17 protein-coding genes are annotated in these 23,476 nt (G+C 73.4%); 4 read left to right on the top strand and 13 right to left on the bottom strand.

What is annotated here, in order from left to right; all coding sequences use genetic code 11:
* Positions 1-26: 26 nt before the first annotated feature.
* From purF to ACIG47_RS02430, 9 genes are all read right to left on the bottom strand, one after another.
* A complete protein-coding gene (gene purF, locus ACIG47_RS02470) occupies positions 27-1,574 on the bottom strand; it encodes an amidophosphoribosyltransferase (RefSeq protein ID WP_397416547.1) in 1,548 nt (515 codons plus the stop codon).
* Positions 1,575-1,632: 58 nt separating this feature from the next.
* Positions 1,633-1,932: a hypothetical protein gene (locus ACIG47_RS02465; protein ID WP_397416544.1), complete on the bottom strand. Its 300-nt coding sequence runs from the start codon at positions 1,930-1,932 to the stop codon at positions 1,633-1,635.
* Between the two features lie 121 nt (positions 1,933-2,053).
* On the bottom strand, positions 2,054-6,670 hold the full coding sequence (locus tag ACIG47_RS02460) for an ExeM/NucH family extracellular endonuclease (protein WP_397429461.1): 4,617 nt from the start codon (positions 6,668-6,670) through the stop codon (positions 2,054-2,056).
* Positions 6,671-6,964: 294 nt separating this feature from the next.
* On the bottom strand, positions 6,965-7,381 hold the full coding sequence (locus ACIG47_RS02455; protein WP_397429460.1) for a sterol carrier family protein: 417 nt from the start codon (positions 7,379-7,381) through the stop codon (positions 6,965-6,967).
* A complete protein-coding gene (locus tag ACIG47_RS02450; RefSeq protein ID WP_397429459.1) occupies positions 7,381-7,821 on the bottom strand; it encodes a hypothetical protein in 441 nt (146 codons plus the stop codon). The genes ACIG47_RS02455 and ACIG47_RS02450 overlap by 1 nt, the downstream gene beginning before the upstream one ends.
* A gap of 26 nt (positions 7,822-7,847) precedes the next feature.
* Positions 7,848-10,583, bottom strand: a complete 2,736-nt coding sequence (locus ACIG47_RS02445) for an RNB domain-containing ribonuclease (protein WP_397429458.1) — start codon at positions 10,581-10,583, stop codon at positions 7,848-7,850.
* Positions 10,584-10,631: 48 nt separating this feature from the next.
* A complete protein-coding gene (locus ACIG47_RS02440) occupies positions 10,632-11,594 on the bottom strand; it encodes an endonuclease/exonuclease/phosphatase family protein (RefSeq protein ID WP_397429457.1) in 963 nt (320 codons plus the stop codon).
* A gap of 118 nt (positions 11,595-11,712) precedes the next feature.
* A complete protein-coding gene (gene purL / locus ACIG47_RS02435) occupies positions 11,713-14,037 on the bottom strand; it encodes a phosphoribosylformylglycinamidine synthase subunit PurL (RefSeq protein ID WP_397416533.1) in 2,325 nt (774 codons plus the stop codon).
* A 135-nt stretch (positions 14,038-14,172) separates the two neighbouring features.
* A complete protein-coding gene (locus tag ACIG47_RS02430; RefSeq protein ID WP_397429456.1) occupies positions 14,173-15,045 on the bottom strand; it encodes a family 16 glycosylhydrolase in 873 nt (290 codons plus the stop codon).
* Between the two features lie 179 nt (positions 15,046-15,224).
* Between ACIG47_RS02430 and ACIG47_RS02425 the strand changes: the two genes are divergently transcribed.
* Entirely contained in the window at positions 15,225-16,145 is a 921-nt protein-coding gene (locus ACIG47_RS02425; RefSeq protein WP_397429455.1) for an EamA family transporter, read from the top strand.
* Positions 16,146-16,191: 46 nt separating this feature from the next.
* Here ACIG47_RS02425 and ACIG47_RS02420 read toward each other — a convergent pair whose 3' ends face one another.
* The gene (locus tag ACIG47_RS02420; RefSeq protein WP_397429454.1) at positions 16,192-16,929 is read right to left on the bottom strand and encodes a phosphotransferase family protein; all 738 of its coding nucleotides are present in this window, start codon (positions 16,927-16,929) and stop codon (positions 16,192-16,194) included.
* Positions 16,930-17,094: 165 nt separating this feature from the next.
* On the opposite strand from ACIG47_RS02420, the gene ACIG47_RS02415 reads away from it, so the two are divergent.
* Entirely contained in the window at positions 17,095-18,288 is a 1,194-nt protein-coding gene (locus ACIG47_RS02415) for a T6SS immunity protein Tdi1 domain-containing protein (RefSeq protein WP_397429453.1), read from the top strand.
* Here the strand turns inward: ACIG47_RS02415 and ACIG47_RS02410 are convergent.
* The gene (locus ACIG47_RS02410; protein WP_397429452.1) at positions 18,254-18,895 is read right to left on the bottom strand and encodes a DUF222 domain-containing protein; all 642 of its coding nucleotides are present in this window, start codon (positions 18,893-18,895) and stop codon (positions 18,254-18,256) included. The genes ACIG47_RS02415 and ACIG47_RS02410 overlap by 35 nt on opposite strands.
* A gap of 158 nt (positions 18,896-19,053) precedes the next feature.
* Here ACIG47_RS02410 and ACIG47_RS02405 point away from each other — a divergent pair, with 158 nt between their 5' ends.
* Together ACIG47_RS02405 and ACIG47_RS02400 are read left to right on the top strand one after the other, a co-directional pair.
* A complete protein-coding gene (locus tag ACIG47_RS02405) occupies positions 19,054-19,932 on the top strand; it encodes a DUF2599 domain-containing protein (RefSeq protein WP_397429451.1) in 879 nt (292 codons plus the stop codon).
* Positions 19,933-20,174: 242 nt separating this feature from the next.
* Positions 20,175-20,486 carry a hypothetical protein gene (locus ACIG47_RS02400; protein ID WP_397429450.1) on the top strand — a complete coding sequence of 104 codons (312 nt, stop codon included), beginning with the start codon at positions 20,175-20,177 and terminating at the stop codon, positions 20,484-20,486.
* A 12-nt stretch (positions 20,487-20,498) separates the two neighbouring features.
* Here ACIG47_RS02400 and ACIG47_RS02395 read toward each other — a convergent pair whose 3' ends face one another.
* Both ACIG47_RS02395 and ACIG47_RS02390 read right to left on the bottom strand, forming a co-directional pair.
* Entirely contained in the window at positions 20,499-22,610 is a 2,112-nt protein-coding gene (locus ACIG47_RS02395) for an acyl-CoA dehydrogenase (protein ID WP_397429449.1), read from the bottom strand.
* 70 nt (positions 22,611-22,680) lie between these two features.
* Positions 22,681-23,418, bottom strand: a complete 738-nt coding sequence (locus ACIG47_RS02390; RefSeq protein WP_397416516.1) for a TetR/AcrR family transcriptional regulator — start codon at positions 23,416-23,418, stop codon at positions 22,681-22,683.
* Between the last annotated feature and the right edge of the window lie 58 nt (positions 23,419-23,476).

Genomic DNA, 23,476 nt, shown 5'->3' with positions numbered 1-23,476 from the left:
CTGCGTCGTTCGGGTGGTGGTCGTGGTCACGGGTGGTCGAGCGCGGTCGCGCCACCGGTGCTCACGGCGAGCTGCCGGAGCCCGTCCTCGGGCGGGCCGAGCGGCAGCTCGGCCTGCTCCAGCAGGTGCTTGCCGAGCTGGTCGTCCGGGGGCAGCTCGATCGGGTACTTGCCGGTGAAGCACGCGGCGCAGAGCTGCGAGCTGGGCTGCTCGGTCGCCGCGATCATGCCCTCCGTGCTGATGTAGCCGAGGCTGTCGGCGCCGAGGGACTGCCCGATCTCCTCGACGGCGAGCCCGTTGGCGATCAGCTCGGCCCGGGAGGCGAAGTCGATGCCGTAGAAGCAGGGCCACTTGACCGGTGGGGACGAGATGCGCACGTGGACCTCGGCGGCGCCCGCCTCCCGCAGCATGCGGATCAGCGCGCGCTGGGTGTTGCCGCGCACGATCGAGTCGTCCACGACCACCAGGCGCTTGCCCTTGATGACCTCGCGCAGCGGGTTGAGCTTCAGGCGGATGCCGAGCTGGCGCAGCGTGTCGGACGGCTGGATGAACGTGCGGCCCACGTACGCGTTCTTCGTGAGGCCCTGACCGAACGGGATACCCGACTCCGCCGCGTAACCGACGGCTGCCGGCGTGCCCGACTCCGGCGTCGGGATCACGAGGTCGGCCTCGACGGGGTGCTCGCGTGCGAGCTGACGCCCCATCTCGACGCGCGCCGCGTGGACCGACCGCCCGTTGAGGGTGTTGTCCGGCCGCGCCAGGTAGACGTACTCGAAGACGCACGCGGCCCGCTCGGCCTCGGCGAAGCGCGCCGAGCGCATGCCGTCGGCGTCGATGCAGATGAGCTCGCCGGGCTCGACGTCGCGCACGTAGGAGGCGCCCACGATGTCCAGGGCCGGCGTCTCGCTCGCGACCACCCAGCCACGGTCGAGGCGACCGAGCACCAGCGGGCGGACGCCCTGCGGGTCACGGGCGGCGTAGAGGGTGTTCTCGTCCATGAACACGAGGGAGAACGCACCGCGCAGGCGGGGCAGCACCTCGAGTGCCGTCGCCTCCAGCGTGCGGTCGGCGTCACCGGCCAGCAGAGCGGTGATCAGGGCCGTGTCCGTGGTGTTGCCCCGGGCGAGCTCGCCACGGCGCTGCGCGCCGTACCGCTCCGCCACCAGGTTCACCAGCTCGGCGGAGTTGGTGAGGTTGCCGTTGTGGCCCAGGGCCACGGTGCCGGACGCCGTCGGCCCCAGCGTGGGCTGGGCGTTCTCCCAGGTGACGCCACCGGTGGTGGAGTACCGGCAGTGCCCGACGGCGATGTGACCGGTCAGTGCGTTGAGAGCGGTCTCGTCGAAGACCTGGGACACGAGCCCCATGTCCTTGTAGACCAGGATCTGCTCACCGTTGCTGGTGGCGATGCCCGCGGACTCCTGTCCGCGGTGCTGGAGGGCGTACAGACCGAAGTACGCGAGCTTGGCGACCTCCTCGCCGGGTGCCCAGACCCCGAAGACGCCACATGCGTCCTGGGGGCCCTTCTCGCCGGGCATGAGGTCGTGGTTGAGTCGGCCATCTCCGCGCAGAGGCATGTTCCGAGTATCCCATGCGACCGGAACCGGGCGACCAGCCCCGGATGTGACCTCCGCGTCAGCGGCCGCGCAGGCTCCGGCGGTCCGCGATCACGGCGAACAGGCCGGCCAGGAGAGTGGTCGTCATCGTGACGAAGCTCGTCAGCACCGTGACGTACACGCCGGGCTTCATCATCGCCGCGCCCGAGGGCGAGTTCACGAGGTAGAGCGACAGCGCGAGCCCGAGGACCAGCCCCACCAGCGCGCCCGTCCAGAAGAAGGCCTTGTACCGGGGCGCCCGGCGCACGGTGGCCGGGTCGATGACGGCGCGCACCTCCACGTCGTCGGCGGACTCCTGGGATGCCTGGGACTCACTCACGCCCCCAGACTACGCGCCCACGCTTGCCGAGAGAGAACCGCAGCGAGGCAGAACGCCGGCGAGGTGGAACCGCGGCGTGCCCGGTTCCACCTCGCCGACGTTCTGGCTCGGCAAGGGTGGGTCAGCTGATCAGCTTCCAGGGGCTGCGCTTGCCCACACCCGGGATCTGGAGGATGGTCGGGCGGGTCGCCTCGTACACCTCGCCCCGGTAGGACACGGTGTCACCCCACCAGTAGAGCTTCCACGGGACCCAGGCAGGCGCCTCCGGCTCCTCGGGAGCCCCCGCCTCGACGGTCACCGGCAGGCGCACGGTCGTACCCGACGGAGCCGCCTGCACCAGGAGCTGGTACTCCCCCGCGGCCGTGCCGGCCGGGATCGTGACCGACGCCGACGTCGCCCCCTCGGTCACCGTGCCGGTGCCCAGGGAGACGCCGTCCGCGGCCGCGCCGCCCTCCGGGACCAGGAAGGTCTCGGTGGTCGTGTTGCGCGGCGCGCCGAGCGACGTCAGGTCCAGGCCCGACAGGCTGACGTCGGTCGCCGCACCCGCCTCGACCGTGCCCGGCAGCGCGGGCGTCACCGCGCGGGTGCGGGCGAAGCTCGGGGTGATCGGCGAGGAGGCCTTGATGTACTCGATCCAGGCGTCACGGTCGACCAGGCCCGAGTCGCGGCCGTCCGTGCCGTCGGTGAAGGCCCGGAAGTTGTCACCGCCCGAGATCAGGAACGAGAACGTCGCGATGCGGTACTCCGCCGCCGGGTCGACCGGCACGCCGTCGATGGTGATCGACGAGACGTTGTCACCGGGGGCGGCGTTCGGGTCCGCCGTCGTGGTCGTGTAGGAGACGTTGTCCGACAGCCCGAGCGCGAGGTACGGGCGCGACGGGCGGTTCCCGTTGACGTCCGTCTGCCACTGCTGCTCCAGCAGCGTGTCGAGCTGTGCACCGGTCAGCGTGATCGTCCACAGGTTGTTGACGAACGGCAGCACGGCGTTGGCCTCGGCGTAGGTGATCACGCCGTCCTCGCCGAAGTAGAGCTCGTTGCGCAGGCCACCCGGGTTGACGACGCCGATGTCGGCGCCGCCGCGGTCGTCGCTCGCGAGCGAGTCGCGCAGCGAGTTGGCCACGAGGTTGCCGAGCGCGGACTCCGACGCGCGGTCGTCCCGGTTGCCACCGGTGTAGACGCCGTCGGTGTACGAGCCGCCCGCGAACGCCGTGGTGACGTCTGCGGTGACCTCGCCGATCGGCTGGGCGCCGATCTGCTCCGCCTCGGCCAGCGCCGCGTCCACGATCGAGTCGACCTCGGCGACCGCCGGGTAGGTGGCGATCAGCTCGGCGGCGGGGGTGGTCGTGCGTGCGACGTTCTCGACGGTGTAGTCGGTGACGTCGAACGACTCCGTGTCCACCGTGAGGGAGACGTGGCCCAGGAACTCGCCGTAGTTGCCGGTCTGGATGATCGGACGGGTCTCGCCCTCGGCACCCGGGACCGGGGCGTCCCACGCGTACTGCTTGTGCGTGTGGCCGGTGAAGATGGCCGCGACGCGCGGGTCGGTCTGCTGCACCAGGTCGGCGAACGGACCGCCGGCGGCGATCTCCTCCTCCAGCGTGGCACCGTCCGGGGTGCCCGCGCTCGCGCCGTCGTGCGCGAGGGCGACCACCACGTCCGCCTCACCGTTGGCGGTGTCGCCGTCCAGCAGCTCGTCGGTCACGCGGTTGAGCGCCTCCACCGGGTCGCCGAACTCGAGGCCCTCGATGCCCGACGGGGTGACGAGCGTGGGGGTCTCCTGCGTGACCACGCCGACGAACCCGACGTCGACCCCGTTGACCGGGACCACCTGGTACTCGGGAAGAGCGGGTTCGCCCGTGGCCTCGTCGTAGACGTTGGCCCCGAGGTAGTCCCAGTCGGCGGCGTCGGTGACGCGGCCGGTGAGGTCCGCCATGCCCTGGTCGAACTCGTGGTTGCCGACCGCGGAGGTCTTCAGGCCGAGCGCGTTGAGCACGTCGAGCGTGGGCTGGTCCTGCTGCAGCGCGGAGGCGAACAGCGACGCGCCGATGTTGTCACCCGCCGAGACGAACGCGGTGCCCTCGGGGTTCTGCGCCCGCAGCTGCTCCACGGTGCCCGCGAAGGCGACGGTGTTCGCGTCGATGCGGCCGTGGAAGTCGTTGATGGCCACGAGGTCCAGGTCGACCGACCCGGGCTCCGTGGTCGTGCCCGCGAGGTCCAGGCCCACCAGGACCGGGTCGTGGTCGGAGGACCGGAACGGCGTCTCGTCGTAGAGGATGGTCGCGTTGTAGTTGTACCGGCTGTACTCGTTCGCGACCGGCTCGTACGCGTTGATGTTCCAGACGTCGGTGCCCGTCACGACCTCGGCGGCGGCCGGGGAGGCCAGCACGTGGTCGAGCGAGCCGACCATGCCGTCGAAGTTGTACGTGTACTCGCCGGTGGTCGGGCCGAGGTCCGTGTAGCCGGCGTCGGTGAGGACCTGGATCGGGTCCTCCTGCTCGTAGGCGTTGAAGTCGCCGAGCAGCAGCACCTTGCCGGTGCCGGCCGCGGTGGCCTGCTCCTGCGCGAACGCCGCGAGCGAGGTCGCCTGGCGCGTGCGGGACTCGTTCGAGGCGCCCTGGCCGTCGCCCTGGTCCGCGTCGCCCGGCCAGGGGCCGGCCGAACCCTTCGACTTGAAGTGGTTGGCGATCACGACGACGTCGTCCCCGGCGTCGGTGGCACCACCCGCGGGCTGGAACGTCTGGGCCAGCGGCTGGCGGGCGTTGCCGAACGCCTCGTCGCCCACCAGGATCGTCGAGTCGCCCACCGGCTCCGCCGTCGCGGTGCGGTAGATGAAGGCGTTGCGGATGACATCCTCGGCCTCGGGCACCTCGGCCGGGGAGGCCGCGTAGGCCCACGTGCCGGCGCCCTCGGCCGCGTTCAGGGCGTCCACCAGGTCCGACAGCGCCTGATCGCGGTCGCCACCGAGCGCCGCCGTGTTCTCGATCTCCAGCAGGGCCACCACGTCGGCGTCCAGCGCCGAGATCGCCGCGACGATCTTGGTCTGCTGGCGCTGCAGGTCCTCCTCCTCGGCCGCGCCGCGGGCGTCGCAGCCGCCCGAGACCGTGACGGGGTCGCCGTCCCGGTCGGTGTAGTAGGTGCAGCCCGCAAGCTCGTCGCCCGTGGTGGTGAAGTAGTTCAGCACGTTGAACGTGGCGACCTGCAGGTCACCGCCCACCTCGGCGGGCGCGTCCTCGCGCGTGTTCTCGAACGTGGCCGGCTGCACGGTCGAGGCGACGTCCGGCGTCAGGTGCGCCAGCGGCTGGAAGCCCCACGCGTCGTACCGGTAGTCGAGGATCACCGGCGTGGTGAACGTGACGCCGGCGCCCACCCGCAGCGGCTCGCCGCCGGTCAGGTAGGGCAGGGGCTTCGACTTGTTGGCGGTCGAGTTGTAGTTGAGGGACGAGCCGTCGTCGAGCAGCACGCCGCGCGCCGCGTTGTCCGCGACCTGCGCGTCGTACTCCGCCGAACCCGGCCGGCCCGCCGTGGTCGGCTGCACCAGCGGGCTGTCGCCCGACGCGAGGCCGATCGTGCCGTAGTAGTTGGTGTCGTAGTTGTCCGTCACCGTGAAGTCGCCCTCGGGCGCGAGCAGCATGCCCTCGAGCGCCTCGCGGCCGGCCTCGTCGGCGGGCCAGGCGGTGACCGTCGGCTCGACCGTCGCCGGCTCGTCCAGCACGGTCCAGCTGCCCGCGGACGGCGTGAGCTCCGTGAGGCCGTTGAACTCCGAGACCGTACCGGTGACCTCCACGTGGTCGCCCGCCGAGAGGTCGGCGGCGGCCGCGGCGGAGAACACGAAGACGGCGTCCGACGCACCCGGCGTCGGGTCCTCGCCGCCGCCGGTGCCCGCGGTCTGCAGGTACAGGCCGTTGAACCCGCCGGTCGCGTAGACGGCGGTGACGACGCCACGGGTGGTCACCGTCTGGCCCACGAGCGGCGAGGCGGCTCCGGTGCCCTGGATCTCGGCGATCGGGGTCACCTCGCCGGGCTCGGTCGGCTCGGACGGCTCCGGCTCGGGCTCGGTGGCCTCGCTGTTGGCGGGGGTCACCTCGGTGCTGAACACGAAGTCCGCCGAGTTGTCACCCGCGTCGCCCGTGCGCTCCAGCGAGCCCACCACACCGGTGCCCTGGCCGGCAGGCGCCTGGGCGGTCTCGAACGTGTCGGCGGTGCCGTAACCGAGCAGGTCGACGACGCCCGCGGCACCCTCCGCGGGCACCGCGCCCTTGGCGGGCGCGACCGCGGTGGCCTGCGACGCGAGCGCGATGACGCCGGCCGTGCCACTCGGGTTGAGGCCGCCGACGGCGTCCGGCGTGGGGAGCGCGTCGCCGTTGGCAGCGTTCGAGGCGCCCTGTACCAGGTAGTGGCCGCCGGCGGCGATGGTGCCGCTCAGCGGGGTGATGCCGGAGAACGAGGCGCCGGTCGCGGACTTGTACTGGACCGACCAGCCGTCGACGCTGACGGGCTCGTCCGTCGGGTTGTAGAGCTCCACGAACTTGTTGCGGTACGGCTGGCCGGAGCTGCCGCCGACAAGGTATGCCTCGCTGATGACGACGTGCCCGGAGTCCGGGCCGTCCTCGGCGCCGGTGGGCGCGGCGAAGGCCGCCGACGCCGGCAGGGCGAGCGCCGCTGCGAGCGCCGCTGCGACCGCGGCCCTGCCGCTGGACCGGGGGTGCGGTCGCGGGGACCGGAGCGTGCTGGGTCTCACGCTGACTCCTTCTGCAATAGCCGGCCGAGGCCGGGATGGCGTGCCCTGGTGCAGGACGTCTTGTGCGGCGGCGTCGCCGCAGCCGGGGGCGCGTGTCCGTCGCGCGAGCAGCCCGGCACGAGCGCCACCAACCAACCACTGCATCGTGAACCGGCGGTTACGGACCGACACCCGCAGGGAAAAATGCCGCCCCGGCACCGGGTGAACCTGCTCGCAGCCGAACCACGAGATCGACGCCGAGGCTAGCGGGTGGCACTGACATCCGTGGCAGCGCACACGCCGGACACGCCCGGTTCACCCGGATCCGGTCGGTGGATCCAGCTCGCCGATCGCCCCGGACACCGCCCGGCGCCCCGCTGTCAGCGGCAGCAGATGGGAGATGTCCGAGCGCTCGCCCGAGGCCCGCACCCGTCCGTCTGCGACGGCGTCCGCCCAGCTCACCGCGCCCGTGGCGAGGCCGAGCCAGGTCTCCGGGTCGGTCTCGACCACGTTCGGCGGCGTACCTCGGGTGTGCCGCGGACCGGCGACGGCCTGCACTGCTCCGGCCGGCGGGACCCGGACCTCGACGGAGTTCCCGGGGGCGACGGCGGCCACCTCCTCCAGGAGGAACCGCACGGCGGTGGTCACCGCTCGGCGGTCCGCCTCGTCCCGGGACCAGGCCGCGACGGCGGCGCGCCCGGCCTCGGGGTCGGTCCGGCGACGCGGCGGCACTACTGCACCGCCAGGAAGTCGCCGAGCCGGGTCCAGCCCGACCGTTCGAGGCTCGTGAAGTCGGTTCCGGGCATGACGAACATGACCTTGTCGGTGCCGTTCGACACCTCGGTCCCCGTCGGGTTGGGCGTCATCGTGCAGCCGGCGATCGTGTCCGCCTCGGTGCTGGCCAGGACCAGGCACGTCGAGGCGCCGTCCCCGGAGCGGGCGGCGTAGAACGTGGCGTCGCCGTCCGCGCCGAGCCGGCGCGTGGTGTCGCCGTCGACGGCGAGGTCGGCGAGCTGTGCGTCCGGGAGCACGTCCTCAGCCTGCTGCTCCTCGTCGAACAGGGCCTCCAGGTCCTGGACGCCGTCCGACGGCGTACAACCGGCCAGCAGCACGGACACACCCAGGGCGGCCACGGCGCCGGCCCACCGGGGAACGGGTACGGCAAGGGTCATGGGGCCAGTATCGCGGACGGTCCGCCTCAGTAGCGGTAGCCGTCGGGCCCCGGACCTTCCACCGCGAGCAGGTCCGCCGCCACCACGACCGGCAGCTCCCGCGAGGAGAGGACCGGGTACTCCGCCACGTGCACGCCGCCGGCGTACCCGTCCCCGCGGACGACCGGGACCGGCTGCGACAGCGACGCCGTGCGCCGGGGCCCGGGGGCGTGCCGCGGCCAGGGGTGGGACATCGGCACCTCGTCGCGGACCTGCGGCCGCACCGGCCGTCGCACGGGTGGGTAGCCCACACCGTGCCCCGGGTGCGGCGGGACGGAGGCAGGTGCGGACGCCGCGGTCCCGCCGTCGGACGCGGGCCGGGCGGACTGCTCCTGCGGGTACCGCTGGTCGTCGGAGTGGCCCGGGTACTGCCGATCCGGCGTGGAGGACGGTTCCGGCGGGTACGGAAGCTCCCGCGCGGAGGAGCGCTCCTGCGGGAAGGCCTGCTCGGCCCGGTACGACGGCGCAGCCTCCGGCGCGGGTTCCGGGTACGAACGGGCGGCGGTGGTCTCGGGGCCCGCCCAGGAAAGACCAGGATCCGCGTTCCGCCAGCTCTCCGCGCCGAGATCGACGGCGGACCACGACGGCGCACCGGACCCGGTGCCCGCCCACGAGCCCGGGCCGGCGGCCGTCTCCGACCACGCCGGACCCTGCTCGGCGCTCCGCCGGGCCGCCCGGCTCATCGGCTGCGGACGCGCCGGCTGCGAGCGCGGCGACTCGGGACGTGACGGCTCGGGGAGCCGCGACGCGGCAAGGGACGACCCGGCAAGCGGCGACCCCGGACGGGACGGCTCCGGACGGGCCGACTCGGGACGCAGCAGCTCCGGACGCAGCAGCTCCGGACGCGGCAGCTCCGGACGCGGCAGCTCCGGGGCCGGCTGCACCGGCCCTGCCGCGGCCTCAGGAGACAGCGCGCCGTGCGCGGGCACGGGCCCGTCGTCCGGCCGCGCGAACGGCACGGGCGCCGCAGGTGTCGTGGGCGGCGAGATCGCCGACCCGAGCGAGACCGACCGTCCCGTCACGGACGATCCCGAGGATCCCGATCCGGGTACCGAGGACCGCGCGGCCTCCGGAGAGGTCCCCGGCCTCGGCGTCGGCTCGGGGGAGGAGGGTGACGGCCGCGGTGACGGCGACGGTTCGGGCGGCGCCACCGGGCGCGACGCCGCGGCGGCCCGGCGCCCCGCGGAGCGGCGTCCGCCACGACCGGAGGCGAGGGCGCGGCCGCTGCCGTCGTCCGGCAGCTCCTCGCCGGGCAGCGTGAACGCGACGCGGCGCTCGGCCACGTCGGCCTCGGCGAGCCGGACCCGCACCTCGTCGCCCAGCGGGAGGTGCGAACCCGTCACCCGGGCGCGCACGGCCGGCTCCCGCAGCACGACCTGGCCGCGCTGCGGGCCCTGGCCGTCCTTCCGGGGGTCGTCGAGGTCGACCACCACGCCGTCGAAGTCCTCGCCGAGGCGGCCGGCGAGCACCGAGGCCTCGACGATGTCGATGCACTCGCGCTCGAACGACGAGGCCCGGCGGCCGGTCTCCGCCATGACCGCGGGCAGGTCCTGCATCGCGGTGAGCACCCATGCGGGCACCGGGGCCCCCGCCGAGACGGCGAGGCAGATCTCCGTCGCGTAGCGGTCCACCAGGCGCCGCAACGGCGCCGTGACGTGCGCGTAGTCCGCGGCGATCGCCGCGTGCCGGGTGTTCTCCGGCGGCGCCACCACGGCGCCGTCCGGGCCCGGCATGCCGAAGGCGACGTAGCCGGCCCCGCGGAACAGCGTGGTCGCCTCGTTGAGGAACGCGGCGTGCTCGGGGATGCGCGAGACGAGCGTCGGGACCAGCCGGGCGTACGGGAGCGTGTCCGGCCACTCGATGCCGAGCGCGCGGGCCGTGCGGCGCAGCCGCGCCAGGTCACGGGGATCGGCCTCGGGCAGGGTGCGCAGGATGCCGACGCCGGCCTCCCGCATGAGGTGCGCCGCGGCGATGCCGGTGAGCAGCGAGATCTGCGCGTTCCACTCCTCGACCGGCAGGTTGCGGCGGAACGACAGTGCGTAGGTGCCGTCCTCGCGCCGCTCGACCTCCTGCTCGGGCACCTCCAGGGACACGCCGCCGCGGGCCACCTCGAGCGACTGACGCAGGCGCCCGACGTCGGCCAGGAGCTGCAGGGACTCGCTCGCGGTGCCCGCATCGAGGGCCGACTGGACCTCGGCGTAGGTGAGCCGTTCGCGGCTGCGCACGAGCACGCGCTCCAGCCCGGCACCGGTGATGATGCCGCGCGCGTTCAGCGTCACGGTCCACAGCACCGCCGGTCGGTCCTCCTCGGGCAGGAGGCTCGCCGCACCCTCCGAGAGGATCTTCGGGTGCAGCGGGGTGCGGGCGTCCGGCCCGTAGATCGTCATGCCCCGCTTGCGCACCTCGGTGTCGAGGGCGCCGCCCGGCACCACGAACGCGCCGAGGTCCGCGATCGCGTAGTGCACCACGTAGCCCTCGCCGGACTGCTCCACGTGCACCGCCTGGTCGAGGTCCTTGGAGCCTGGCGGGTCGATGGTCACGAACTCGATGTCGCGCCGGTCCGCCCGGCCGGCCGAGAAGTCCCGCACGGCCGCGGCACGCGCCTCCTCGAGCACCTCCTGCGGGAACATCGCGGGCAGGCCGACCTCGGCGCGGAGCGCCGCGAGGGCGCTCGTCACGTCGTCGGGGGCGGAGGGCGCGAGGCGCATCTGACGAGTCGGCACAACTGCGAACATAGGCCGGTTCCGCGCTCCCCGCGCGGTGTCGCTGTGCTATTCGACGACGACGGTGGCCAGCAGCGCCCGGTGGTCCGTCCCGGGGACGTCCATGGGCACGACGTCGGAGACCGGCATGTCCCGCTCCACCACCACGTGGTCCAGCGCGAACAGCGGCGGCACCCGGCTGCCCTCGGGCCAGGTCACGACCGGGCCCGCGCCCCACTCCCGGGTCGCGTCCGCGAACCGCGAGCCGAGCAGGTCGCGGAAGGTCGCGTGGTCGTAGGTGGCGTTGAAGTCACCGGCGAGGATCTGCGGGGTCCGGTCGGACCGGGCCTGCTCGGTGAGCTCGACCAGCTCGGTGCGCCAGGTGGCGGTCTCCTCGGGCAGCGGCGGGTAGGGGTGCACGGCGGTGAGGCGCACGTCCGTGCCGCCCACGTCCACGAGGGCCGACGGCATGGCGAAGCTCGTGCCGCGGAGCTGCTCCGGCCGGCTCAGGGGCGTCGACGACCACAGGCCGCTGCCCCCGGGGCCGTCCGGCGCCGGGACGGTGAAGCTGTGCGGCAGCAGCTCGTCGAGACCCGCCTCGGTCAGGGCCTCCTCCAGGCCCGGTGTGAGCTCCAGGATCGTCAGCGCCTCGACGTGCTGCGACTCCACGAGGTCCACCACGGACTCGGCGTCGGCCTGCCCCAGGTGGGCGTTGAGGGTCATCACGCGCACGGTGCCGGCGTCGGCGGGGTCGGCGGGCGCGGACGCGGGCGGCGGGACGAAGAAGGGCGCGGTCCAGTAGACGAAGCCCGCCAGCGAGACCGCCAGCAGCACCGTCAGCACCCAGCGCCGGGAGAAGAGGGCGATGACCAGCAGCGGCAGCGTCACCAGCGCCGCCCAGGGCGTGAACGCCACGATCAGCGGCAGGGGCGGCACGTTGTCGAACGGCAGAACCCGCCCCGACGCCACCAGCAGCAGAGGAATCGCGACGACCCAGAGCACGAACGAGACAAGGCCACGGACAAATCGCACCCCCGGACCCTACCGGTACCCCCGGCCTGCCGACGGAGAACCGTGGCGGGACAGGACGGTGGCGAGACAGAACGCTCGGTCCTGTCTCGCCACCGTTCTCCGTCGGCGGGTTCGCGGGTCAGGCGAAGATGCGGGGCAGGGTGCCCTCGTGGGCCTCGCGGGCCTCGTCGAGCGGGAGGTCGAAGTGGCCCTCGACCACCACGGCGTCGCCGCCCGTGGTACCGAGGCGCAGCACCGGTACGCCGGCGTCCTCCGCGAGGTGCGTGAGCTCGCCCTCGTGCTCCGGGTCCACGGCGACGACCACGCGCCCGGTCGTCTCCGAGAACAGCGCCACGAACGGGTCCACCTTGTCGCGGCCCGTGACGCCCTCGAGCGCCACCGTCGCGCCGACGCCGAAGCGCAGCGACGCCTCCAGCAGGGCCTGGATCAGGCCGCCCTCGGACAGGTCGTGCGCGGCGGCCGCGAGACCGGACCGCCGCGCCTCGACGAGCACACCGGCCAGGGCCTTCTCGGCCGCCAGGTCCACCCGCGGCGGCACGCCGCCGAGGTGCGAGTGCACGACGTCGGCCCACGCCGAGCCGTCGAGCTCGTCCCGCGTGGTACCCAGCAGGAGGAGCGACAGCCCCTCGGACTGCCAGCCGGAGGCCAGCGCGGTGCGCACGTCGTCGATCACGCCGAGCACGCCCACCACGGGGGTCGGGTGGATCGACGAGTCGATCTGCCCCGGCTCGCCGGTGCCGTTGTAGAGCGACACGTTGCCGCCCGTGACCGGCACGCCGAGCTCCTGGCAGGCGTCGGCCAGACCCTCGATCGCCTCGACGAGCTGCCACATCGAGTCCGGGTGCTCGGGCGAGCCGAAGTTCAGGCAGTCCGTCACCGCGAGCGGGGTGGCACCGGACGTGGCGACGTTGCGGTACGCCTCCGCGAGCGCCAGCGCGGCGCCCGTGCGCGGGTCGAGCTTGCCGTAGCGGCCGTTCGCGTCGGTCGCGAGCGCGACACCGAGGCCCGTGGTCTCGTCGACGCGGACGACGCCGCCGTCGTCGGGCTGGGCGAGGGCGGTGTTGCCCTGGACGAAGCGGTCGTACTGGTCGGTGACCCACGCCTTGGAGGCGAGGTTCGGGGAGGCCAGGAGCGTCAGCGCGGTCTCGCGCAGCTCCTCGCCGGACGCGGGGCGGGCCAGGCCCGCGGCGACCGTCGTGTCGGCCGCCAGCCCGTCCTGCCACGCCGGACGGGCGTAGGGCCGCTCGTAGACGGGGCCCTCGTGGGCCACGGTCTTCGGGTCGACGTCGACGATCCGCTGGCCGTGGTGGTCGATGGTGAGCCGGCCGGAGTCGTTGACCTCGCCGATGACGGCGGTCTCGACCTCCCACTTCGCGGTGATCGCGAGGAACGCGTCGAGCTGGTCGGGCCGGACGACGGCCATCATGCGCTCCTGCGACTCCGACATGAGGATCTCGCCGGCGTTCAGCGTGGGGTCGCGCAGCAGGACGTCGTCGAGGTCGACGTGCATGCCGCCGTCACCGTTGGAGGCGAGCTCCGAGGTGGCGCAGGAGATGCCCGCGGCGCCGAGGTCCTGGATGCCCTCGACGACCTTGGCCGAGAACAGCTCCAGGCAGCACTCGATGAGCACCTTCTCCATGAAGGGGTCGCCCACCTGGACGGACGGGCGCTTGGCGGGGACGCCGTCCTCGAAGGTCTCGGACGCGAGGATCGAGGCACCGCCGATGCCGTCGCCGCCCGTGCGGGCGCCGAACAGGACCACCTTGTTGCCGAGGCCGGAGGCGTTGGCGAGGTGGATGTCCTCGTGCCGCAGCACACCGAGGCAGAGCGCGTTGACGAGCGGGTTGCCCTGGTAGGAGCCGTCGAAGACGAGCTCGCCGCCGATGTTCGGCAGGCCCAGGGAGTTGCCGTAGCCGCCGACGCCGGAGACCACGCCGTGCACGACGCGCGCCGTGTCGGGGTGGTTCACGTCGCCGAACCGGAGCTGGTCCATGACCGCCACGGGGCGCGCGCCCATCGAGATGATGTCGCGGACGATGCCGCCCACGCCGGTCGCGGCGCCCTGGTAGGGCTCGACGAACGACGGGTGGTTGTGCGACTCGACCTTGAAGGTGACGGCCCAGCCGTCGCCGATGTCGACGACGCCGGCGTTCTCACCGATGCCGACGAGGAGGTGCTCCTTCATCTCGTCGGTGACGCGCTCGCCGAACTTGCGCAGGTGCACCTTCGACGACTTGTACGAGCAGTGCTCGCTCCACATCACGGAGTACATCGCGAGCTCGGCCGCGGTGGGGCGGCGGCCCAGGATGTCCTTGATGCGCTGGTACTCGTCCTTCTTGAGTCCGAGCTCTCCGTACGGCTGCACCTCGTCGGGGGTGGCCGCTGCGACCTCGACGGTGTCGAGCTGCGGGCGGGAGGGTGCCTGGGACGCGGGCGCGGTCATGGAGTAAACCTCTGCGTGCGGGGTAGGTTTCCGGGCGCCGGAGCGCCCGCCCCAGTCTACGACGGGTCGCGCGGCGGAGCGGCCCTGCCGTCCGGTGACGACGGGACCGCCCCGCTGACGCGCTCCGGCGAGCTGTCAGAGCTGTGAGTCGTACACGCGCACGTAGTCGACCACCATGCTCTGGGGGAACTGCGTGGTGCCGTCCGGGTAGCCCGGCCAGTTGCCGCCGACGGCGACGTTCAGGATGAAGAAGAACGGCTGGTCGTACACCCACGGGTTGCCGCCGGTGTTCGCCGTGGTGAACGTCTGGTAGGCGACGCCGTCGACGGACCAGGTGATCGAGCCGGGCTGCCAGTCGATCGCGAAGGTGTGGAAGTCGTCGGCGAACGACCAGCCCTGCGGGTGCATGTACTGCCCGGTGATCCCGTTGCCGCCCGAGTACCCGGGGCCGTGCAGCGTGCCGTGCACCAGGTGCGGCTCGTAGCCGACGTTCTCCATGATGTCGATCTCGCCCGCATCGGGCCACCCCGTGTTCGGGAACTGGCCGCCGAGCATCCAGAACGCCGGCCAGATGCCCTGCCCGCGCGGGATCTTGATGCGCGCCTCCAGGCGGCCGTACTGCGGCTGGACCTTGCCCTTGGTGGTCAGGCGCGCGGAGGTGTAACCCCCGTTGCCGTCCTGCCGTGCCGTGATCACCAGGTTGCCGTTGCCGTCCAGGGCCGAGTTGTCGCGGGAGTCGGTGTAGACCTGAAGCTCGTTGTTGCCCCAGCCGCCGCCCCCGGTCTCGAAGTTCCAGTTGGCGCTGTTCGGCGCGCTGCCGGCAGCGCCGTCGAACTCGTCCGACCAGGTCAGGGCGGCTGCCTCGGCCGGAGCAGCAGCCGCGCCGGCCCCGCCGTCCCGCGCCTGGGGTGCCGCCGCGGACGCGACCAGGGAGGCGGACAGGACGAGCGTCACGGCCGCGGTGGCCGTCACGGTCGTGCGGATGGTGCGGTGTCTCGTGCTGCGCATCGGACGCTCCTTCGCGAACGTGTCTGGCATCTGTGCGGCGACGCTACTTTTCACCCGCTCGGTGGAACAAGATCGGGAAAGTACGTAGTCAGGGGCACCGCCCACCGTTCAGGCCGGCTGAAGACTCGGGCAGTGATACGCGATGGACGGGCGGGGTCACCCAGGCCGACCATGACGGCATGCCCCTGCGCCACTCGCTCCTCGCCGTGCTCGTCATGGTGATCTGGGGCACCAACTTCCTGGCGATCGACCTCGGCGTCGACGACGTGCCGCCCGCCCTGTTCGTCGCCGTCCGCTTCGTCGTGGTGCTGGTGCCGGCGATCTTCCTGGTCCCCCGGCCCGCGGCCGCGATGAAGGACGTCCTCGTGGTCGGCCTGTTCCTCAGCCTCGGCCAGTTCGCGCTCATGTACACGGCGATCTGGCTCGACATGCCGCCCGGGCTGGCCTCGCTCGTGCTCCAGGCCCAGGTCGTCCTCACGGTCCTCTTCGCGAGCGTCGCGCTCCGCGAGCGCCCGACGACGCCGCAGCTCGTCGGGGTCGTGCTCGGCGCGGTGGGCCTCGTCGTCGTCGGCCTCGGCCGGTCGGCGGCGACACCGGCGGTCGCGTTCCTGCTCACGCTCGCGGCCGCGGCGTCCTGGGCGACCGGCAACGTGATCGTGCGCCGGCTCGGGTCGGTCGACCAGACCACGGGCGCCCGGCAGGGACCGCTCGCAGGCCTGTCCATGACGGTGTGGTCGGGGCTCGTGGTCCCCGTACCGATGTTCGCCCTGGCGGTGCTGCTCGACGGGCCGGCCGCCGTCGGCCACGCCCTGACGCACCCCACCTGGACCGCCGTGCTGTCCACGCTGTACACGGCGTGGCTCGCCAGCCTCGTGGGGTACGGCGTGTGGAACACCCTGCTGGCGCGGTACCGGGCGAGCGCGGTGGCACCGTTCACGATGCTCGTCCCGGTGGTGGGCATGACGGCGGCGTGGATCGCGTTCGGCGAGGTGCCGAACGCGGCAGAGGCCGGGGGCGGGCTGCTTCTGCTGCTCGGTGTCGCGATCACGTCCGGTCTGCTGCGCCGGCCGGGTTCGCCGCGCTACGGATCGGGCACGTAGCGGAGCCGGTGCGGAGCGGTGGCCGGGCCCGGACCCACGTCCGGGCTCACATCCGGGCGCGCAGCACGTCGATCTCGCAGCCCGGCGCGCCGGGGTCGAACCCGTGCTCGACGAGCCAGCGGATCGCCACCAGGCTGCGCAGCGACCACCACCCGCGGATCACGTCGAGGTCGACGTCGGCACCGTAGCCCGCGACGACGTCGTCCAGGCGCTCCTCCTGCCCGAGCGTCAGGACGGCGAGGTCGAACAGGGCGTCGCCCGGCCCCGCCTCGGTCCAGTCGATCACCCCGGTGACCTCGTCGCCCTCGACGAAGACGTGGCTGAGCTGCAGGTCACCGTGCGCGAACACCGGCGTCCACGGCCGGAGCGCCGCCTCGGCCACCTCGCGGTTGCGCGCGACCAGGTCGGCGGGGAGCGTGCCGCTGCCCACGAGCCACTCGCACTCCTCGTCGAGCCGGGCCGCGATGTCCCCGAGGCCCTTGCCGGGCCAGGGCGGCACGGGCGCGTCGTGCAGCCTGCGGACCATGGCACCCGCCGCGGCCCACGCCGCCGACGACGCGGTGGACGGGCTGCCGAGACGCCCCAGCGCCGCGCCCGGGACCGCGGCGAGCGCGAGCGCCGGCGGGGTCCGCCACAGGACCTCCGGGGTCGGCACCGGCGCCCTCGTCATCGCCTCCACCTCGATGTCGCTGCGCGCCTGGTCGCCGTCCACCTTCAGGAAGACGTCACCCACGCGCAGCGTCGCGCAGTCGCGATGGGCGACGACGACCTCCACCTGCTCCATCCGGCCATCATCACGGTGCAGCCGGTGGCACCGCACGGGATTTCCCGTGTCAGGTTCACCCTCCGGCGAGGCCGGGCAGGGGCGCCCGCCACTATTGAGAAACCGCGTAACAAAGATGTCACCGGGGGGTTCCCGGCGTTTACCCGGTAGTGGTTTCATTCGGACATGAAGCTGCTCCGAACTTTTCCGAAGGTTGCCTTCGAGTTCGGGCTCGCCTCATGGCGGTGGCTGGGGCTTCGCGAGCAGACTCCACGCTTCGCGACCTGTTTCGGCGACATCTTCCTCGAGTCGCTGGACGGATGGTGGTTCCTGGACACGGTCGAGGGCACGCTCGAGCTCCGCTGGACCTCCGCAGTCACCATGTACGCCGAGCTCGAATCGCCCGAGGGCCGCGCGACCTATCTGATGGACGACCTGGTCCGGGACGCCCGGAGCCGTGGCATCCACCTCGGCGAGGAGGACGTCTACACCTTCAACCCGCACCCCGCGCTGGGTGGCGAGCTGGGCGTGAACGGCCTCGGCACGATGCGCTTCGAGCTCGCGGTCAACTGGGTGGGCCAGATGCACGACCAGGTGCTGCACGGGTCGGGCGAGATCAACCTTCCCCCCATGCCGGACGACGGACGACGCGGCGCGGCACCCCAGGTGGCCGCCGCGTGGGACTCGGCGTGGTCCCGTGACGAGACGTTCGACGTGCCGTTCGAGCAGTACCTGGCCACCACGACCTTCGCCGCGGTGGCCACGCCGAGGCACGGCACGGGCGGGCACCCGGCCTCGTCGCCGGGTGCGCCGGGCCGCGGCCCGGGCACTGCAGGCGCCCGGCCCTACGCGGCACAGGAGCAGCCCCTGGACCCGCCCGGCGGACCCGCCTCGGATCCCCTCGCCTGGCCAGGACAGGCCACGCCGGCAGGGCACTGGGCGGACAGCAGCCCGGTGCCCGCCGCGCCCGAGCAGTACGACTACAGCGCGCACGAGGTGCCGCCGGACCCGTACGGGGCGGACGCGGGCGGGACGCAGAGCGCCACCCACTACGCGGGACAAGGCTGGTCCGCGCCCGAACCCGCACCGGGCACGACCGGCCCCGCCTACCCCGAGGACACCGCGGCCGCCTGGGGCGCCCCCGGAACCGACGCGGGCTGGGCGGACGCCGGATGGTCCGACGACCGGCTGCCGGAGCAGCACCTGCCGGCCGGTCACCCGGCCGACGCCGGCCCGGGCGGTACCGGCTGGGCGGACCCGGGCTGGGCGAATCCCGGCTGGGGCGCCCAGGCACCGGCGGTCGCCGCGGGCGGCAGCCCGCAGCAGGCCCCGCCCGCCGACCCGTTCACCGCGTGGGACGACCTGTGGGGGAAGCGCTGACCCGCTGACGCCGGGACCGCGCCGACGCGACGACCCGCGGTTCCGGCCGCACGTCCGGCCGGAGCCGCCGTTCCCGCTCGGTGTGCGCGACCAGGCTCAGCTCTCCCGGTGTGGTGGTGCGGGCGTGCTTGAGCAGGCGCGTCTCCAGTGCCACCCGGTTGGCCCGGCGCAGCCCGTCCGTGTAGCCGAGGATCGTCTGCGCGTGGGCATGGCTGATGTGCCCGCCACGCAGGGCGGCCAGGGTTCGCGGGTGCTCGTGCACCAGCGCACGGGACTCCTCGATCAGTGCGACCGCCGAGCCCTCCGGTACCCGCAGCGCCCGGGCGAGCTGCTCGACGAGCTCGGGGGCCAGGCCGGCGACGTCGTCCGCCTCGGCCGCGGGAGCCTCGAACTGCTCGGGCCGTTCGGCCACCCACTCACGGACCGACTCCATGAGCACCGCGCGCGAGGCGGCGAGCGAGGCCAGCAGCGCGTCGACCGCCGCCACCGCGTCGACCGCCTCCGTGAGGTTCGCGAACCCCGACTCGCGCGGCGCCACCGCACCGCGCGCAGAACGGTCCGGCACGTCGGCCGGACCCCGAGTCACCAGCACCTTGTTCGAACGCATGTTCTAACCATAGGGGGGTGGCGTTCGACCGCGCCACCCGGCACACCAGGCACGGGCGAAGTCCGTGCGGGCTCCCGCACCGGCCGCACACCGGACCCGCACACGGCCTCGCCCGCCGCACCGGGTGCGGCCCGGCGCCCCTGCCGCACAATGGGTCCGTGCCGATCCGACCAGCCCGCAGAACCGCAGCCCGGCCGCTCGCCGCCTGCGCCGCACTGACGCTGGTCCTCCTGCTCAACGGCTGCGAGCTGGTCGACCGGGCGGCGCAGCGCTTCGAGGACGAGCCGACGACCGCAGCGTCCCACGAGCCACCGGCACCCGGACCGGCCGAGGCGGCCGGCGACGCACCGGAGCGCCCCGTCAGCACGCTCACCACGGGCGGCGCCACGCTGGAGCTCACGGCACCGCGGGCCGCCGTCGTCGAGGGTGACGGTCCGCGGACCGTCACCCTCGACCTCGCGCCCGGCGACACGGCGGACCTGACGCTGGCCTCCGCCGGGGCGCTGGACGTCGACTCCGACGGCAGCGTCACCGTGCTCGACGGCGACGGCACACCCGTCGCGGCGCTCGGCCCGCCCGCGCCGCCGCCGGACGCCGGGTCCACCGCCCCGCGCATCGAGGTGACGGACGTCGACGCCACCCACGCCCGCCTGGAGGTCGACGACCGGCTCCGGCCCGGCCAGGGGACCGGCGCCGCCGGGGGTGGCTCCGCAGGACCCGTGCGGTACACGGTCACGGCCGGCGACCGTGCGATCGAGAGCGCGACCTGGGGCGAGAACGAGGGCGGCCGGTCGCTCGCCGTCGACCCGGCGGACTGGGCCCGGCGCGCGGGCGAGGCGGGCCTGGACCTGATCCGGACGCAGCTCGTCGCGGCGGAGCCGGAGGCGGACAGCGCCACGATGGACAACCAGCTGGTGTGCCACGCGGTCGGCGCGATCGACAAGCCCACGTGGAACCTCGAGCCGTGGCGGCCCGACGTCGGCCTGATCCTCACCGCCACCGCGCACTGCAACCCGGTCCGGCGGGACGATCCGTGACCGAGTCGTGACCCGGGGCATGGCGCCTCGAGGTGCGAGGCCGGTCTCCTTGGGGCTTACTGGAAGGGACGGCGAGGCAGGCTCGCCACACACAATCTGATGAGCCCCAGCTCAGCCGGAGCCGGTCCGTGCATCGTGCGTCCCCAGACGTCGCGACGGCGCGAGCGGGCACCCGGTGATCGACGGCATCCCCCTGGGGTCAGGCAATGCTCCTCGGAGACACCTTGGCAGGGAGGCTCCTGATGACCCGTGTACTCGTGATGGGATCGATCGTCGCCGTGGGTTGCGGCGCACTGCTCGGCCTCACCCTCGCATACCAGCTCGTACCGCTCGCCGTGCTCGCCGTCCTCCTCGGACTGGCGGGCACGCTCGTCGTGGCCCGGGCAACTCCTGAACCGGTGCCGGTGCTGCGCGCCCAGGTCACCCTCGGCGGGCCGCTCGCGCGACCGGCCGAGAACGACGACGAGGACGAGGAGGCCGCCGCCGAGCCCGTCGAGGCTCCCGTGCAGCAGCTCCCCGCCCCCGTCGTGGCGGCAGTACCCGACGCCGCGTGACCGCCGCAGGCGTCAGGCCTGGGCCTGGCGCTTGCGCAGCTCCTTCTCGCTGACCGGCGCCGTGCCGCTCGCGCGCAGCTCGCGGTAGTACGTGCGCGCCTCGTCCTGACGCTCCTTCTCGGAGCCGTCGGCGATCGGGGCGCGCAGGTGCTCCTGCGTGAACCCCCAGGCGTCGACGACGTCGAGCACGTGCGGGCGGAGCTGCTTGAGCAGGCGGTCGATCGTCGACGTGACCGCCTTGGCGCGCCCGGTGGAGATGCGGCCGTTGGTGAGGTGCCAGTCGAGGTGCCGCTCGATCACGGTGAGCCCGTAGATGTCGCGCAGCAGCGTGAGCACCGCGCGGGTACCGGCGTCGGACACCGTGCCGATGGCCTTCGTGAACGCATCCCAGCGCACGAGCTCGGCCCAGGCCGAGGCCGAGCCGAGGAGGCGCACCTGGTTGTCGTCGAAGATCTCCTGCGCCGTGATCGAGTCGGCCTTGAGCGCCGGGCGCATGCCCATCGCCGTGGCCGCGACCATGCCCTCGAAGCGCCCGGCGATCAGCCCGCGCTGCACCTCCGGGTCCAGCAGCCGGCCGGCGGACCGGGCGGCGCCGCCGTCGGCCACCGACTGGCCGAGCCGCTTGAGCGGGAGCTTGTGCAGCACCGCGTCCTTGGCCTGCCCGGCCACGATGCCCGCCATGCCCCCGGGGGTCCTGGCGGCCTTCGCCATCCGCTTGCCGTAGTCGCCCACGAGCCGCTTCGCCGCGAGCTGCAGGAGCACATGGTTGTCGCCCTCGAAGGTGGCGTAGATGTCGAGGTCGGCACGCAGGCCCGTGAAGCGGTTCTCGGAGAGGAAGCCGGCGCCGCCGCAGGCCTCGCGGCACTCCTGGAGCGTGTCGAGGGAGTACCACGTGGAGGTGGCCTTGAGCGCGGCCGCCGTCGTCTCCAGGTCCTCACGCTTGGCGGGGGTGTCCTCGCGGCCCGAGAACACGTCGTCGAAGAGGTCGAGCAGCTCGTCGTGCGCGAAGTGCATCGCGTACGCCTCGGCGATCCGCGGGAAGAGGCGACGGCGGTGCGTCGCGTAGTCGAGCAGCGTCAGCTCGTCGGCCCCGGCGGACGGCGAGAACTGGCGCCGCTGCTCGGCGTACTTCGTGGCGATCGCGAGGCCGATCTTGGCGGCGCTGATCGATGCGCCGTCGAGCGACACGCGGCCCTGCACGAGGGCGCCGAGCATGGTGAAGAAGCGGCGGCCCGGGCTGTCGATCGAGGAGGTGTAGGTGCCGTCGGCGGCCACCTGGCCGTAGCGGGCGAGCAGGTCCCGGCGCGGCACGCGCACGTTCGTGAAGTGCAGCTTGCCGTTGTCGATGCCGTTCAGGCCGCCCTTCTGCCCGTCGTCCTCACCGCCCACGCCGGGCAGGAACTCCATGGTCTGCGGGTCGCGGATCGGCACGTAGAAGCAGTGCACGCCGTGGTCCACGCCGCCCGTGATCAGCTGGGCGAAGACGGTCGCGGCCACGCCGTGCTTGGCCGCGTTGCCGAGGTACTGCTTCCACGCCCCGCGGAACGGGGTGTTGAGCACGAACTCCTCGGTCTCCGGGTCGTACGTCGCCGTGGTGCCGATGGAGGCGACGTCGGACCCGTGGCCCGTCTCGGTCATCGCGAACGCGCCCGGCACGCTCAGGTCCATCGCCCCGGGGAGCAGCCGGTCCTGCTGCTCCTCGGTGCCGAGGTGCAGGATCGCGGCGCCGAAGAGGCCCCACTGCACGCCCGCCTTGATCTGCAGCGACGGGTCGGCGGCGACCAGCTCCTCGAAGCCCACCAGGTTCGCCCCGGCCTGGCCCCGCCCGCCGAGCCGCTCCGGGAACGCCCGGAGCACCTGACCGAACGGCACCATCGCCTTCATCTGGGCCAGGGCGATCTCCCGGTGCTCCTCCTTGGTGATCCCCTCCTTCTTCCAGAGCTCGGGGTGCTCGGCCACGAGGCGCCGCGCCTCCGCGCGCTCCTCGGGCCAGCGGCCCAGCAGCATCTGCTGCAGGGCGGGCACGTCCACGCGCGGGCCCGACGCCGGACGCGGTGTCGCGGGCCTGGGCGCCGCGGCCTCGGTCGCCGCGGGGGTGGTTACGGGCTCGGAGGTGGTCGTCATCGGTTCTCCTCGGTGTTCGGCCTCAGGCCAGGTTCTGGTTCTCGGGAGGGTGGATCGGGTCAGGGTCAGGTCACGACCGCAAGGACGCGGAGCCGGGCCGGTCGTGGTGCAGCACGCCCACGGGGCCGGTCCAGAGCCAGAGCGTCACGCGCTCCGTGAGCTCCTCGCGGCTCAGCGGGCTGGCCTCGACGTTGCGGTGGCCGAGCCACCACTCGCCGGAGCCTCGGACGAAGCCGACGGCGCCGGCGGCCCAGGCGGCGGCGTCGGCAGGAGTGACGTCGGTGGCGCGGGCGAACGGCTCCGCGACGAGCTCGATCACCGAGTCGAGGTAGGCGCCCAGCGGGTGCAGGTCCACGGCAGTGGTCGGGACGGCGGCGTCCGCGACGTCGGCGGCGGGAGCGCGGCGGCCGCGGCGGCCGCTCTCGACCGGGGCCGGCTCGTTGCCGCCGATGGCCGTGCGCGTGACGAACCAGTAGACGTTGGGCGAGCTCTCGATCATCTCGAGGTAGACCCGTACCATCTCGCGCAGCGCCATCTCGGGGCTGTCGGCGCCCTGTGCGGCGGCACGCAGCGCGTCGTGCATCTGCATCACGACGGTCTCGGCGACGGCGAGCCGCAGGCCCGCCTTGTCGTCGAAGTACCGGTAGACGATGGACTTGGACGTGCCCGCCGCGGCTGCGATCTCGTCCATCGAGACCGCGGGACCCAGGCGGTGCACGGCCTTGCGCGCCGCCCGGACGAGCTCGGCCCTGCGGGCCGTGCGGTGGTCGTCCCAGCGGGTCGAACGACCGTCGACTCCGATGCTCATCGGTCCGCCTCCTCACCGTGACTCGCTAGAGGTCTTGTGATTCGTCTCACGAGACTGA

This window comes from Promicromonospora sp. NPDC052451 (assembly GCF_044547525.1).
Classification (GTDB): Bacteria; Actinomycetota; Actinomycetes; order Actinomycetales; family Cellulomonadaceae; genus Promicromonospora.
The sequence above is the reverse complement of the archived record's forward strand: the minus strand, read 5'-3'. Positions and strand labels throughout refer to the sequence as shown.

Excerpts from the sequence above, each read along its gene's own strand:
- purF (WP_397416547.1), bottom strand. The coding sequence starts at position 1,574 with ATGCCTCTGCGCGGAGATGGCCGACTCAACCACGACCTCATGCCCGGC.
- ACIG47_RS02450 (WP_397429459.1), bottom strand. The coding sequence starts at position 7,821 with ATGACCCTTGCCGTACCCGTTCCCCGGTGGGCCGGCGCCGTGGCCGCC.
- purL (WP_397416533.1), bottom strand. The coding sequence starts at position 14,037 with ATGACCGCGCCCGCGTCCCAGGCACCCTCCCGCCCGCAGCTCGACACC.
- ACIG47_RS02430 (WP_397429456.1), bottom strand. The coding sequence starts at position 15,045 with ATGCGCAGCACGAGACACCGCACCATCCGCACGACCGTGACGGCCACC.
- ACIG47_RS02425 (WP_397429455.1), top strand. The coding sequence starts at position 15,225 with ATGCCCCTGCGCCACTCGCTCCTCGCCGTGCTCGTCATGGTGATCTGG.
- ACIG47_RS02420 (WP_397429454.1), bottom strand. The coding sequence starts at position 16,929 with ATGGAGCAGGTGGAGGTCGTCGTCGCCCATCGCGACTGCGCGACGCTG.
- ACIG47_RS02415 (WP_397429453.1), top strand. The coding sequence starts at position 17,095 with ATGAAGCTGCTCCGAACTTTTCCGAAGGTTGCCTTCGAGTTCGGGCTC.
- ACIG47_RS02410 (WP_397429452.1), bottom strand. The coding sequence starts at position 18,895 with ATGCGTTCGAACAAGGTGCTGGTGACTCGGGGTCCGGCCGACGTGCCG.
- ACIG47_RS02400 (WP_397429450.1), top strand. The coding sequence starts at position 20,175 with ATGACCCGTGTACTCGTGATGGGATCGATCGTCGCCGTGGGTTGCGGC.
- ACIG47_RS02395 (WP_397429449.1), bottom strand. The coding sequence starts at position 22,610 with ATGACGACCACCTCCGAGCCCGTAACCACCCCCGCGGCGACCGAGGCC.
- ACIG47_RS02390 (WP_397416516.1), bottom strand. The coding sequence starts at position 23,418 with ATGAGCATCGGAGTCGACGGTCGTTCGACCCGCTGGGACGACCACCGC.